This window comes from Paraglaciecola sp., assembly GCF_030730205.1.
Taxonomy (GTDB): domain Bacteria; phylum Pseudomonadota; class Gammaproteobacteria; order Enterobacterales; family Alteromonadaceae; genus Paraglaciecola.
In genome coordinates this window covers 34,847-49,401 of the sequence record NZ_JANQVQ010000048.1, presented here as the reverse complement: position 1 = coordinate 49,401, position 14,555 = coordinate 34,847, and the positions used below count along the sequence as shown (strand labels likewise).

At 43.0% G+C, this 14,555-nt stretch carries 13 protein-coding genes; 7 read left to right on the top strand and 6 right to left on the bottom strand.

Annotation, left to right across the window (positions count from 1 at the left end; all coding sequences use genetic code 11):
* From NWQ57_RS04610 to NWQ57_RS04580, 7 genes are all read left to right on the top strand, one after another.
* The coding region (locus NWQ57_RS04610; protein ID WP_306020942.1) for a TonB-dependent receptor domain-containing protein at positions 1-1,207 on the top strand (1,207 nt) is incomplete at its 5' end.
* Positions 1,208-1,290: 83 nt separating this feature from the next.
* The gene (locus tag NWQ57_RS04605) at positions 1,291-2,832 is read left to right on the top strand and encodes a tryptophan halogenase family protein (protein ID WP_306020941.1); all 1,542 of its coding nucleotides are present in this window, start codon (positions 1,291-1,293) and stop codon (positions 2,830-2,832) included.
* Between the two features lie 22 nt (positions 2,833-2,854).
* The gene (locus NWQ57_RS04600; RefSeq protein ID WP_306020940.1) at positions 2,855-3,604 is read left to right on the top strand and encodes a SapC family protein; all 750 of its coding nucleotides are present in this window, start codon (positions 2,855-2,857) and stop codon (positions 3,602-3,604) included.
* Between the two features lie 2 nt (positions 3,605-3,606).
* The gene (locus NWQ57_RS04595; protein ID WP_306020939.1) at positions 3,607-5,073 is read left to right on the top strand and encodes an SLC5 family protein; all 1,467 of its coding nucleotides are present in this window, start codon (positions 3,607-3,609) and stop codon (positions 5,071-5,073) included.
* 25 nt (positions 5,074-5,098) lie between these two features.
* The gene (locus NWQ57_RS04590) at positions 5,099-6,712 is read left to right on the top strand and encodes a glycerol-3-phosphate dehydrogenase/oxidase (protein ID WP_306020938.1); all 1,614 of its coding nucleotides are present in this window, start codon (positions 5,099-5,101) and stop codon (positions 6,710-6,712) included.
* Positions 6,713-6,853: 141 nt separating this feature from the next.
* Positions 6,854-7,207, top strand: coding sequence for a DUF4870 domain-containing protein (locus NWQ57_RS04585; RefSeq protein WP_306020937.1), 354 nt, complete (start codon positions 6,854-6,856; stop codon positions 7,205-7,207).
* Between the two features lie 389 nt (positions 7,208-7,596).
* The gene (locus NWQ57_RS04580; RefSeq protein ID WP_306020936.1) at positions 7,597-8,352 is read left to right on the top strand and encodes a SapC family protein; all 756 of its coding nucleotides are present in this window, start codon (positions 7,597-7,599) and stop codon (positions 8,350-8,352) included.
* A 65-nt stretch (positions 8,353-8,417) separates the two neighbouring features.
* Here NWQ57_RS04580 and NWQ57_RS04575 read toward each other — a convergent pair whose 3' ends face one another.
* From NWQ57_RS04575 to NWQ57_RS04550, 6 genes are read right to left on the bottom strand one after another with little or no spacing between them, the layout of a single operon-like run.
* Entirely contained in the window at positions 8,418-9,476 is a 1,059-nt protein-coding gene (locus tag NWQ57_RS04575) for an aldose epimerase family protein (protein WP_306020935.1), read from the bottom strand.
* Complete coding sequence (glpK, locus tag NWQ57_RS04570; RefSeq protein ID WP_306020934.1) at positions 9,473-10,966, bottom strand: glycerol kinase GlpK; 1,494 nt, start codon at positions 10,964-10,966, stop codon at positions 9,473-9,475. Before glpK ends, NWQ57_RS04575 begins: the two co-directional genes overlap by 4 nt.
* A 23-nt stretch (positions 10,967-10,989) precedes the next feature.
* The gene (locus NWQ57_RS04565) at positions 10,990-11,718 is read right to left on the bottom strand and encodes a FadR/GntR family transcriptional regulator (RefSeq protein WP_306020933.1); all 729 of its coding nucleotides are present in this window, start codon (positions 11,716-11,718) and stop codon (positions 10,990-10,992) included.
* A 56-nt stretch (positions 11,719-11,774) separates the two neighbouring features.
* A complete protein-coding gene (locus NWQ57_RS04560) occupies positions 11,775-12,665 on the bottom strand; it encodes an SMP-30/gluconolactonase/LRE family protein (RefSeq protein WP_306020932.1) in 891 nt (296 codons plus the stop codon).
* Complete coding sequence (locus tag NWQ57_RS04555; RefSeq protein WP_306020931.1) at positions 12,658-13,593, bottom strand: 2-dehydro-3-deoxygalactonokinase; 936 nt, start codon at positions 13,591-13,593, stop codon at positions 12,658-12,660. Before NWQ57_RS04555 ends, NWQ57_RS04560 begins: the two co-directional genes overlap by 8 nt.
* Positions 13,593-14,360, bottom strand: a complete 768-nt coding sequence (locus NWQ57_RS04550) for an SDR family NAD(P)-dependent oxidoreductase (protein WP_306020930.1) — start codon at positions 14,358-14,360, stop codon at positions 13,593-13,595. Before NWQ57_RS04550 ends, NWQ57_RS04555 begins: the two co-directional genes overlap by 1 nt.
* Positions 14,361-14,555: the final 195 nt, after the last annotated feature.

Here is a 14,555-nt window from a genome sequence, read left to right as displayed (position 1 = left end):
TATCCCATCTTCTTTCTTCGGTTACAATGTTGATGATTATCTTTCGTTTTTAGAATCTGACGCAGCTATTACAGGTCAATCGGCTAACCGCGGTGAAGTTGCTGCTGATAATATTGCTGCGTTTGCTGCGCTAAATGGTTATACCCCTGTTGAGCTTGGTACCAGTTTTGAAATCGAAGAAGAAATCATGTCAGCCTACGCTGATTTTGTTTTCCAAGGTGATCTTGGTGATATGCCATGGACAGTGAATGTAGGCGTTCGTTATAGCGAAACAGATACAACTGCTTCGGGTAATCAGGCTACTTTACTTGATATCTCGCAAAATCCTTTAGACGGTACAATTCTAGATCAAACGTATATAGAAGATGAAAACGGTCAACGTGCTTCAGTGCCTATTTCTCTTAAAAATTCATACACGAATCTTTTACCTAGTGTAAACGTTAAGTTTGAAATTGAAGAAGACATGTTGTTGCGTTTTGGGTATTCAGAAACCATTACCCGTCCAACATTAGAAGCAATGCGTCCAGTAACCAATATTGGTACGACTCGTCCTGATATTTTACTAGCAAGTGGTGGTAACCCTTATTTAACGCCTTTCCTATCGACTAACTGGGATGTGTCATACGAGTGGTATTACGCTGATGCTAGCGCTGTGTCTATCGGTATCTTTAGCAAAGACGTAGAAGGATTCATCTCGGTAACGCCAGCAATTGAGGCATTCTCTCTTGCAAGCGGAAGTTATGACTTTTCTGTAAGCCGTCCGCGTAACGGTGCTAGTGCACAAGTTGAAGGCTTAGAAATGGCCTGGACACACACGTGGGAAAGCGGTTTTGGTATTCAAGCCAACGCAACTATTGTGAATAGCTCTAGTGATGATGGCTTCCAATTAGAAGGTCTAGGTGATTCACAAAACTTGGTCGGTTTCTATGAAAAAGATGGCTTCCAAGCACGTGTTGCCTTCAATAATCGTGAGTCATTCTTACAAACCTTACGTAATGGTGATACCGGTGAGCCTGAGTATGTTGATACTTATGGCCAGTGGGACGTAAGTGCGAGTTATGACATTAACGAAAACTTTACGGTTGTATTTGAAGGTATCAATATTACTGATGAGTACACTTCTAAGCATGGTAGTTTAGCTAGTCACTTCACTGAGCAAGTTCGTTCAGGTGCGCGCTACGCAGTTGGTGTTAGAGGTTCATTCTAGTAAGGTTATGCTTGTAAGTTAAAAAAGGGGATGTAATCCCCTTTTTTGCTTGGAGTTTAACAAGCAATTTGAAGGTAAAAACTTTGTCTGGTGTTATTAAACGAATTATTGTCCTTGGTGGTGGAACGGCAGGGTGGATAACTGCAGGCATTCTTGCAAAAAAACACGCTAGTCATTCAGCTGAACAAGGCATCAAAGTCAGTCTCATCGAATCACCTGACATTTCTGTGGTGGGAGTCGGTGAGGGCACTTGGCCAACTATGCGTAAAACCCTAGCGCAATTGGGCATTTCTGAAACACAATTTATGCGTGAATGTGGCGCTACCTTTAAACAAGCCAGTAAATTTGTTAATTGGATCACCGCTAATAACGATGTGTATTACCACCCGTTTACCGAACCGCAGGGCTTCAATAAAATCGATCCTGCGCCTTATTGGCAGTCGGCGGTTGATGCTACTTGCTCATTCTCTGAAGCTGTCAGTTTTCAGCAATACCTTTGCGAACATGGCCTTGCGCCAAAAACAATTGCCAATAAAGAATACGAAGTGATCGCCAATTATGGTTATCATCTCGATGCAGCTAAGTTTATTACCTTGTTACGAAAACATTGTGTGAGTCAGCTTGGTGTTGAGCATATTTGCGATACGGTAGAACGCATCGAGCAAGATACTAGTGGTGACATTAACGCGCTGCAAACCAAAGAGCATGGTATGCAAAAAGCGGATTTATTTGTTGATTGTTCAGGCATGCGCAGTGTGTTACTGGCTGATACATTAAAGGTGCCTTTTGTGCCCTGCGACGATGTGTTTTTAGCTGATACCGCATTAGCTACTCAAGTGCCTTATATCCAAGCTGATGATCCTATTGCTTGTCATACTATCGCAACGGCCCAAACAGCGGGCTGGATCTGGGATATCGGTTTGCAGCAGCGTCGTGGAGTAGGCTATGTGTATTCAAGCCAACATTGCTCTGAAGACGAAGCACGTAAAACGCTGGCTCAGTACATTGGCTGTGAAACAGTAGAGAATGCAAAGAAGATAAACTTCAAACCTGGGCACCGCGAGGTATTCTGGAAAAACAACTGCGTAGCGGTGGGATTAGCCGCTGGATTTTTAGAGCCTCTTGAAGCGTCTGCCTTAATGTTGATTGAAACGTCAGCTAACTTTATTGCTGATCAACTGCCCGCCAATACCGCATTAATGCCATTAGTGGCAAAACGCTTTAACACCATGATGTTGAAAAAGTGGCGTGGGGTGATTGATTTTCTTAAGTTGCATTATGCCTTAAGTGAGCGCACAGAACCTTTTTGGTTACAACATCGCCAAAGTCACAGCGTACCTGAGTCCTTAAAAGAGCTTCTTGCTCTGTGGCGTTACCGCTCACCCAATGAATATGATTTTACCGATAGCATGGAAGCATTTAGCGCTGCAAGTTATCAATATATTCTGTATGGAGTGGGTTTTAAGTCTGATTTTAGTCAGATGAAACATATCTATAAGCAAAGTGAGTTGGCTAAAAAACAATTGCAGATGACGCAAAAGCGTATCGAACAACTGAGATACACCCTGCCTACACACAGAGAGCTTATCAATAAAGTAAACACCTTAGGTTTTTCGAAACTTTAATACCCTCTGACGAGAGATAAACATGTCTAACTATGTACTACTTGATCCTGCTACCCATCAGGATATAAAAATAAAACCACACAGCAATTTTGCCTTTTCGAAACACCAGCATCACGCGTCATTAGTCGTGCATGAGTTTGGTGCGGCTGCAAGTAGTTTTCCAGTTGTTTATATGAAAGAGCCAACTCAGGGCCAGTTTCGGGCTGTTGCCTTATTGAGTTTACTGGCGGGTGAAAATGTATTTTTTACCGAACAAGAATGGTTAGCGGTGCATGTGCCTTCAGCCTATTTACGCCAACCTTTTGAGTTAGGAGCTGATCCTGCAAAAGAGAAAACGTTAACCATTTATATTGATGAGCAAAGTGATTACGTAAGTCAATCAGAGGGCGTGGCGCTTTTTCAAAATGGCGAAGCAAGCCAATTTTTGCAACAAGTACAAAATAAGATGGGCGAATACTATCAGCAAGAACAATTAACCCATCAATTTACCCAGAAGTTACTCGCCTTAAATCTGCTGAAAGAAATCGAGTTGGCTATAGAATTCGGTGATGGTAAAAAAACACGCGTTAAAGGTATTTATACCGTTGATGAAGAGACCTTGCGTCAGCTACCAGAAGCACAAGTATTGGAGCTTAATACGCAAAACTTTTTGCTCCCCATTCACGCCATTTTGTCTTCCCTTATTCAGGTAAATCGCCTGATTAAGCAACACAATCATCGTTCAGAAAATACTATTTTAGGCGTGCAAATGCGCGTTGCTGCAGAGGAATAAAAATGTCAGAGAATATGATTCAAGCTTTAGTCTTTGGCGCAGTAACGGCCTTTATTGGTTTATTAACCTACTTAAAATGTCGTGGCCATGGGCACAGTAAACAAAGCCAAAACAAAGAATACTTTTTAGCGGGTGGCGGATTAACCTGGGTATTTGTTGCGGGCTCTATCACCCTGACCAATTTGAGTACGGATCAGCTTGTTGGTATGAATGGTAACCAGATGGCTTTGTTAGCTTGGTGGGAGTTTGCGGCCGTCATTGGTTTGATTATTTTAGCTAAAGTATTTATTCCGATTTACTACAAATATAACTGTACTACCACCACAGAATTATTAGAAAAACGTTACAACAACAAACATATCCGCGCGGTTATTGGTATGTTGTTTTTCTTAGGTAATGCATTGATTTATATGCCAGCGGTTATCTATTCTGGTTCATTATTTATGCAAACCATGTTCAATGTTGATATCCCGCTCATGTATATTGCAATTGCCTTTGCTGCCCTAGGTGCTATTTACGCTATCTTTGGTGGTTTACGTGCAGTTGCAGTGTCAGATACCTATTCTGGTGTATTGCTACTTACTATGGCTATTTTGGTGGTGTTTCTCTCTTTATACGCCATTGATTTCGACTTTAGTGGCATCCCTGCGGATCGTTTGACCTTAATTGGTGATGAAGACTCACCCTTACCTTGGCAAACCCTGTTAACCGGTATGATCTTTATTCAGATGTACTACTGGGGAACCAACCAAACCATTACGCAAAGAGCCATGGCTGCGCCCAATGTTAAAGAAGCGCAGAAAGGCGTATATGCAGCTGCGGTTATCCGTATCTTAATCGTTCCGGCCATCATTGTTTTGCCTGGCATTATCTCCTTTAAGTTATACGGTGATATCGGTGATGCCGCCTATGGACGTATTGTGGGAGACGTGATGCCTCTTTGGTTAACCGGTGTATTTGCTGCCGCTATGGCGGCGGCCGTGTTATCTACCTACAACAGCTTGTTAAACTCTGCTACAGCTTTGTATGTATGTGATATTCATGAAGCTTACTTTAATAAGAGCCCTAATGTGGCGCGTTTAAGTGGTTGGGTAACGGCATTGTTAACGATATTTTCATTAGTGTTAGTGCCGATATATCAACAAGCAGACAGCATCATCAATTTACTGCAACAACTTAATGGTCTACTGAGTATGCCAATATTGTCGATTTTTGTGGTGGGCTTGGTCTTTAAAGATGTTGATGCAAGAGCGGGCATTGCGGCAGTTATTTTTGGCGTATTGATGTATGGCTCTTTGACCTTTGAATTCTCACCCTTACATTCGTCTTGGCACTATATACATTTGATGCCTGTTACGTTGATCTCTTGTATTAGTTTTGCACTATTCATTAATAGATTCGTCTTTGGCCAACGCGCTAAGTTTGCGTGGGGTAGCAACGATGGAATGGAATTAGTGGGTAAAGAGTAATTGTTGGAATAGTATCGGAAACGCAATGAGCAACTTAAGAAAAAGTAATATTAGTAAATTGCCCCAAGGAACCTACGACGTCCTGATTGTAGGTGGCGGAATTAATGGGGCTGTGTCTGCTGCAGCACTGGCTGCGAAAGGGGTAAAGGTTGCTTTAATTGATAAAGGTGATTTTGCAGGCTTCACTAGCTCTAATTCATCTAATTTAGCGTGGGGTGGTATTAAGTACTTAGAAAGTTATGAATACGGTTTGGTCAATAAATTGTGCAAGAGCCGTAACCACTTGATGCGCAGTTATCCCTCAACGGTTAAAGAAATTCGCTTTTTGACCAGTATTCAAAAAGGCTTTCGTTTTCCTCCGCTGTTTATTTACATGGGTACCTTACTTTACTGGGTAATGGGGCGCTTTTTCACCAAAATGCCCAGTTACTTATCCGGTGATAAAATCAAGTCAATGGAGAGTGTGGTTAACACTCAAAATGTTGCTGGGGGCTTTGAATATTCAGACGCATATCTATACGACAACGATGCGCGATTTGTATTTAACTTCATCCGCTCAAGCATGAGTTACGGCTGTATCGCGGCCAATTATGTTGAATCACTTGGCTCTAAGCGTTCTGACGGTATTTGGCATACAAAAGCGAAAGATTGTATCTCGGGTCAAGAGTTTGAAGTTCGCTCTAAGGTGTTAATTAATGCCGCTGGCCCTTTTGTTGATCCCTTAAATGTGGTCAACAATGAGAAGACTGAACATCATCATGTTTTCTCGAAAGGGATTCATCTTATTGTGGATCGCATTACGCCAAGCAATAAAGTGTTAACCTTCTTTGCTGATGATGGCCGCTTGTTTTTTGTTATCCCTATGGGGCCTAAAACCTGTATTGGTACCACTGATACCCAAGTTGAAAGCCCCATAACCCATGTCACGGAAAAAGATAGGCAGTTTGTATTGGACAACGTCAACAAATTATTGGCTCTTGAAAAACCGTTGACCAAAGACGATATTATTTCTGAACGTTGTGGTGTGCGTCCCTTAGCGATAAAAGGTTCTGGAGGCAAGGCCGATTGGGTTCAGCTGTCTCGAAAACACGCCATTGATAGCCATGATGAACACAACTACATGTCTATTTTCGGTGGAAAGTTGACAGATTGTATCAACGTCGGAGATGAAGTAGCCGCTATCGTTGAGAAGTTTGGGGTGTCGTTACCCTACAATCATTACAAATGGTATGGCGAGCCCGACGACACAGTAAGAGATGAGTTTTTCCATCGCGCTAAGTTGATGGGGTTTGATAATTTGACGCCGCCTACCTCTTCAGAGCCTTTGACCTCTCGATTCTGGCGACGTTATGGACGCAATGCCATCAACATGTTAGAAAAAATTCGTGAGAACCCTGAAAAAGCAGAGCTACTTATCGAAAAGTCAGAATACCTGAGAGTTGAAATAGAGCATGCTGCTGAGCGAGAAATGGTGACTAAACTAGAAGACTTTCTCCGTCGGCGTTCGAAAATCTCTTTGGTGGTTCGAGATGAAGATATCTTGGGGGCGCCTGGTTTAGTTGAAGCCTGTGAAATTCTGTTTGGCAATGAGGCAAAAGCCAAGTTGCAAGAGTATAAAGACAGTATCTCTGCCCCATAAGGCGCGGCTCATGTTTATTGCTGCGCTATTGCACTGGTGAGGGTTTCGTTTTAGATTCAATCATCAGTGTTGATTACCGCTTCAGCGTCATTCAAACTGAAATGGAAGCAAAACAACAAGGCTTAATAGAAAGGAGTTCCTATGAATGATTTTGAAAATGAGGTTTCAAGGGTCGTCGTTGATCAAGATTCAAAAAATTTAGCACTACTGACTTGGATAGGTACGATATTTTTTGGCTTTATCCCTGGATTGGTGATGTATCTGGTTAAAAAAGACGATGCGTTTATTTGTGGTCATGCCAAAGAAGCATTGAATTGGTGTATCACGGCTGCTATTGGTTACTTTATCTGTTTTATTTTAACCATCATATTAATTGGCGCGTTGTTGTTTCCCGTGCTTGGTTTGTGCCATTTAATTTTTTGTGTTTTAGGCGCAATAAAAGCCTCTAACGGGGAATATTATTTAACGCCTTTCGCAATACGCTTAATCAAATAGGCTGATAAAAGAGGTGTTGAATAGATAAATTCAGCGCCTCATTTTGCTCATTTGCTACACGCACTTCGTTTGTATCACGTATTACTCTCTAAAAGTTCATTTTTTTAACCTAACTAAGGTTTTGTTTTTATTACTGAATTTAATTATGAATTGCAACGTCATGTGGCGTATGTAAATAAGCTGTAAGCATGGGGTGACAAAAGCCGGCAAATATAAGATACTTTTGGCCGTTTTTGCTAGGTTTGTCCTCTTGCAGATTGAATTAGTGACACGGATTAGTGGGCACGTCAAACATCTCCAGATTTCCATTTGTAGCAATTGAACAGAACGAATTACTTGGCAGCTCAGCAAATAGCCATCACAAACAAAATATAAAAGAGAAGTATTCCATGAACTATATCCCCTTAGATAAAGAAAAACATAAAGACCTTCGCGTTAATCTAAATCACGAATTTGCCCATGTAAAAGATGCCCATATCGCCGCTGCATCTTTGAAAGAATATGCGCAACTAGCTAGTTGTATGCCTATTGTGTTTGTGAAAGATCCTAAATCAGAAATTACTCACAGCGTGGTTATGTTAGGCACTGAGCAGAACGTTAACTTATACATGCAATCTGGTAAGTGGAGCGCGCACAGTGTGCCTTTAAATATCCAGCGTTACCCTTTTGATGTGCGTCCTGATGGCGACAAATTGGGCGTTTATATTGATGCGGACAGCCCTTTAGTGGGTAAAGAAGAAGGTGAATTGTTATTTACTGAAACGGGTGAAGCCAGTCCTTATTTAGACAATCGCCAGAAATTGTTGTCAGAGCTTGCCAATAGCGAAATGGCCACTCAACGTTTTATCAAGAAATTGATTGAATTGAAATTACTTGATCCTATCGTTTTACGTGTTCAATATGCCAGCGGCCAACAACGCAACATCAATGGTATGCAGAGCATCAGTGAAAAACGCTTGCATGAGCTGTCTGATGAGCAAACTCTTGAATTGCACAAAGCTGGTTTCCTTGGTGCCATTTATGCGATCTTATTATCACTAGGCCAACTAAACCGTTTAGTACAAATGTCTACCGAAGGTGAAACGCCGATTCAATCATTGCAACTTAGAATTGAAGAGCCTGCAAAAGAAGAAGCGACAGCGTAATTTTACGCCAGCCTCAAAAAACCAGTCTCCTGACTGGTTTTTTTATGTCCTTCCAACACTGAGTATCAACTCAGTTGATACTCAGTGACTGAATAAAAGCGTTGGCCTGGCGCTAGCTGCGCAGAGGGAAAGTGGCTTTGATTGGGAGAGTCTGGATAGAATTGTGTTTCAAAACACAATGCTCCGTTACCTTGATAGGCAATACCTTCTTTTCCTTTAGGCTCTGGCCCTAAGTAATTGGCTGTATAAAGCTGCATGCCCGGCATAGTGGTAAATACTTTTAAGGTTAGTCCTGCCGTTTCATCAATAGCAATAGCCGCAAGTGTGGGCTGCGCAGCGCCGGTGTTAAATCCGTCTAAACACCAATTGTGATCATAGCCATTACCTATTTTTATCTGTTCATGTTCACTCGCTAGACCCTGCATAACGGGCGTCATCTTTCGTAAATCAAAGGGGGTATTATCCACCGCTAATAATTCGCCAGTTGGAATGGCATTCGCATCTGTTGGCGTGAAATAACTGGCAAACATCTGCACATGGTGATGGTTAATATTACCGCTCTGGTGGCCAGCAAGATTAAAGTAACTATGTTGAGTGGGGTTATACAAGGTAAGGTGATCCGTTGTCGCTTTGTATTCAATACGTAAGCTATTTTCTTCCGTTAGCGTATAAATGACTTCTGCATTGAGCTGTCCTGGAAATCCTTGGTCAGCGTCTTCACTGATAAGTTGTAAGCGTATGCTGGGGTTAAGGCCTTCGTTTATCACGCTGGTGTGCCAAACACGGCGATTAAAACCATCAGACCCACCGTGTAAACAGTTTCCACCTTGGTTAACATCGACCTGATAGGCCTTATTATCCAGCGAAAACTGTCCATGTTTTATACGGTTGGCGTAGCGCCCAACCAGCGCGCCAAGATAAGCTTGATCCGCAAGATAATCCTCTAATGAATCAAAGCCTAGAACAATATCTGTAGGTGATGCAGCCGATGTGGGTACTAACCAACGCCGAATAATGCCACCAAGATTAAGGATATCTATTTGCATCCCTTTACGATTGATTAAGCTTATTTGCTCAACTGCTTGACCATTTGGGAGTTGGCCAAAATGTGCTGTTTTGATCATGCTTGGAATCCTAAGGTGCTTTGCACCGCGCTTTGCCAACCTTTGAGAAGTCGCTCTCGGCTGGGACTGTCCATTGTAGAGGTAAATTCAACATCAACTTGATTCAGCAGGGTAAGTTCTTCAATTGAGTTATAAATACCAGCTTGTAAACCGGCAAGATAGGCTGCACCTAATGCGGTAGTTTCCATTAACTTAGGTCGCTCAACTGTGACATCGAGAATATTGGATAAAAACTGACACAACCAGTTATTGGCAACCATGCCGCCGTCAACCCTGATTTTCTTAATGGATACACCATCTTCGGCCATCGCATGCATTAAGTCAGTGGTTTGATAACAAACAGACTCAAGTGCTGCACGCACAAAATGCGCATTCGTGGTGCCACGTGTTAATCCATAAATTGCGCCCCTTGCATCTGGCGCCCAATGCGGGGCACCTAAACCAGCAAAAGCAGGAACCATGAAAACACCATGATCATCGTCGACTGATTTCGCCAGCGCCTCAGTTTCTGAGGCACTTCGTATGAGGCCTAGGCCATCCCGCAACCATTGAACTGCGGCTCCGGCAATAAAAATAGAACCTTCTAGGGCATAATGGGTTGTACCTTTAATGGTATAGGCGACAGTGGTGAGTAACTTGTTTTTAGAAGCAAAGGCTTTTTCGCCGGTATTGAGCATTACAAAGCATCCAGTACCGTATGTGCTTTTGATGGTGCCTTGTTTAAAGCAGCATTGGCCAATACTGGCGGCTTGTTGATCACCCGCCACACCAAGTATAGGTAAGGAGAAACCTAATAACTCGTCATTGGTGTGACCATAATCATCCGCACACTCTTTTACTGTAGGTAACACTGACTTGGGTACATTAAATATTTCGAGTAGCTTGTCGTCCCACGTCATATCATGAATATTAAAGAGGTTGGTACGACTGGCATTGGTGACATCGGTGGCATGCATTTGTCCATCGGTTAGGCGCCATATTAAAAATGAATCAATGGTGCCAAAGGCAAGTTCTCCGGCTTCTGCTTTGACTCGCGCGCCCTCAACATTATCTAAGATCCATGCCACTTTTGAGGCTGAAAAATAAGGGTCAAGTAATAAGCCCGTACGAGAGTTAACTTCTTCAAATAAGCCTTTCTCTTGTAAATTTCGACAGACACTGGCGGTTCTTCTGTCTTGCCATACGATGGCGTTGTAAATAGTTTGGCCGGTATTGCGATCCCACACTACTGTGGTTTCACGTTGATTGGTTACGCCGATGGCTGCGATCCTTGCCCCTTTTGCAATGGCTTTTGATACTGCTTCGCGACATACCACTACCGTAGAGGTCCATATATCTTCAGGGTCATGTTCTACCCATCCATCATGGGGATAATGCTGGGCGAATTCTTGTTGAGCGACGGCAACGATGCTGGAGTCTGGCGCAAATACAATGGCTCGAGTAGAGGTCGTTCCTTGATCGATAGCAAGTACACAGTTTGAGATCTGCATGGTTATTCTTGTCCTTTACAACTTTATTGGGTTTTTTTTAATTTTTCTTCATCTAAGGCGTTATTCAATAGGGTTTTAGCTTCTATCAATAAGCTACGCATCTGATCTTCTGCACCTTGTTGATTGCCCGCTAAGATGAGATCGAGAATTTGTTGATGGTCATCCACACTAGCTCGGTCAACGCCTTTAAATCGGTTAGTCATGCGAATACTAAATCTCAAGGCTACTTCGATGGTATGGCGCATATTCCAGAAAAAACGATTGTTACTGGCTTCTAAAATACCAACATGAAAGGCAATGTCCGCGTCTAAGTGATCATCCTCGCCGCGATCCGCCGCCTTCATTCGCTCCATGGCTTTTAACAGGGTAAGTCTACTTGCTTCATTTAAGTTTTTAGCCGCCAGGGCTGTGGCCGCGGGCTCTATGGCCAAACGCATATCAACAAATTCAGAAATAATCGGCAGATTACCTTTGCGTGCTAACATCCAGTTTAGAATATCGGGGTCTGATAAATTCCACTGTGATTCGGGTAAAACAATAGTACCTCGGCGAGGGCGTGCATCTAACATGCCTTTGGCTGTTAACATTTTTACCGCTTCGCGCAGTACGGTGCGACTTGCGTCGAATGATTCGCACAATAGAGCTTCTGCCTGCAAAGGTTGGCCTTGTGGGTACTCGCCCAAGGCAATGGCTTTTCCAAGTGACTGCACGATGTGCTGAGTAAAATTTCCGCTAAACATTCTCGTTGCCATGTTTTTCTCTTTTAGTCTTCAACATAAAATAGCTTATGAAGTGCATATGTATTGCGCTAAGCGGCGGACATGGGCATCTTACATAGTGCTTCGGGTAAGCCAGTGTAGGGCGTTTTATAAATAAAAAGTCCGCCATCGTACTGGCTAATCTGTGTTTCTTTAAGGTCTTGCCATGCCGAAGTGACGCATAAATATTGTAGGTTTTCTCCAGCAAAACTCACACAGCTCGGTTGCTTACACGGTACGGTCAAGGTGAGTAATAAACTACCTTGTGGGCTGTAACGTTTTACTGTGGCACTGCCCCATTGGGCGCTCCATAAACACCCTTCGCTGTCAATACAAGCGCCGTCAGGAAAGGCGCTTCTGTCAGTATGGACAAAATCTTGGAATGGTCCGATATTGCCGCTTGTTGCATCGAAAGAAGCTGTTTGTATGCAACGTTTCGGCGAGTCAGCAAAATACACCTTTTTGCTATCGATACTCCAACACAAACTATTGGCAATGTGCACGTCGCGAGTTTGCTCGCTGATGCTTGCATCAAAATTCAATCGATATAAAGAGCCTGAGTCTTGCGCATTTTGTGTTTTATCGACTAAGGAGCCGGCCCAAAAGCGGCCTTGTCGGTCGACTCGTCCGTCATTCAGTCTGACGCCAATGGGGAGGTTTAATTGATTGAGCCAACGCACCTCTTGATGCCTAGGATTAAAAAATGCAAAACCCGATGCAAAGGCGCAAATGAGCCACTGCGGGTCATCAGTAAAACCAAAACTGGCTAAGGCCTCAGGGCAAGGGTAACGTTGTAAGTTACCATCAAAATCCCAGCAATATAGCTTATTTTGCAGAATGTCTGTCCAATAGAGTCGTTGTGTTCGATGGTCCCAAATTACGCCCTCGCCCAAGGTATTATTGACCAATAGCTGATGTGCTAAGATGAGCTCATTATTCATTAATATAAGACTCCCAGTTGGTTGCGGCCAAGGCTTGCATGCCCAAAATGGTGGCGTCTTCACTACTGAACAGTTTGTTCGTAATGCCAATATGGTTGAGTGCCTGCACATATAAACTGCAGATATAGTCTGAACCAATAACACTGACGTCTGAAAATAAATGAAAGTCTTTCATCGCCGCTTTTACATCGGCGCCAATGAGCAAACCAGACAAATAGCCCGCCGCTTGACTGTTGTCCATATTATTGATGACTTGCAACGAGCGAGTGGCAAAGAGCGTATGCAGCACATTACTATTTTCACTCATGCCGACTTGCAGACCTTGAGTAAACGTTACACTGCAGGCTTTTTGATTGATCGCGGGGTTCAATAGTACGCTGTGCTGATTGAGCACTTCATATAGCTCACCTACTGGACTGGTTACAAAAGATTGGATCTGATTATTGGCCAACAAAGCCCATTTTGTATGGGTGCCCGGTAAACAAACCAATTGCTCTTTTTGCTGCGGATATTGCGACAAAAAACCAAAAAGTTGCGTTTCTTCGCCGCGCATTATATCGGGCAAATCGTAATGATTGGTGCATGTCACACCCGGTAATATTGTGATATCGATACCCTTGGCTTGAAAGGTAATGGCATTTTCTAATAATTGATGTTTATCAGTAGGGCAGGCCACGTAAGGGGCTTTTTTCCAGCCAATGTCAGCGCCCACTGTACCAATTAAAAATACTGGCAAGGGGCCATATTGATTAAACCAATCTTGGCATAATTCAAAAAAACAGGCTTCGGGATCGCTAATATGTTTTATCCCCCGTCCCTGTGAACGGGCCAAGACGGTCAAGTGTTGTTGATAAAAACGGCAAAGATAAAAACGACTGACACTGGTTCCCCAGTCACCTAAGACCATCAAGCCGCTTTTAGCATTCATTACGTGCGCCCCGCATCAACGACAAACTGCTGGCCGGTGATCATAGCGCTGTCGTCTGCCGCTAAAAATAATGCCATGTTGGCAATGTGGTAAGATTCGAGTCGGCCTTTTAAGGCAACGGATTTTTGCCATTCTCGCTCTGCTTCAGGGCTTAACCACAGAGACAACTGCTTGTCTGTCGTTACCCAGCCGGGCAAAATACTGTTCACTCGAATACCGTATTCACCATATTGATTGGCTAATGATTTACTTAACCCATTCAGCGCCGACTTCGCAGCCACATACCCAGGCATTTGTCGGGGCCCAATCAATACATTGATTGAGCTGATGTTAATAATATTACCCTTATGGTTGCCCCGCATGATTTTTATTGCCGCTTGGGACGCAAAAAACGTTGCGTCTAAATTAACCGATAGACAATCGCGCCAAGCTTGTTGCGTCACTTCTAGCGGGGAATGGCGCATGTCATTCGCTACATTATTTATAAGGATATCGAGCTGTTTATAACGTTGAGGAATGTTTGCAATGAAAGCTTGTAAGGCATCAATATCGGTGGCGTCTAAGAGTGCAAATTCAGGAGGATTGTTGCAACTGCTTGTTACTTTTTCACACAGCTTTTGAGCAACATCTGGCAAGATATCGATAAAAATAACTTTGGCTTGTTGACGACAAAAAGCCTCTACCATGACAGCGCCAATACCTGATGCGCCCCCAGTGATAAAAACCACTTTGTCTTTTAGACTGGGGTAAATGGCATGGTTAGTCATGACGTTGTACTGGGCCTAATTTACTATTGCGCCGCACCGTATATTTCCTTAAGCTTATGATTATTCAGTAAAAAGTGAAAATAACTCGTTTTTATTAATAGTATAATATTACTTAAATACATAATATCCCACTAAATTTACCTTTTTTTAACTCCTGAGTATTATGCTTTTAAGTCCGCCGCTTGAGTGTTCGGT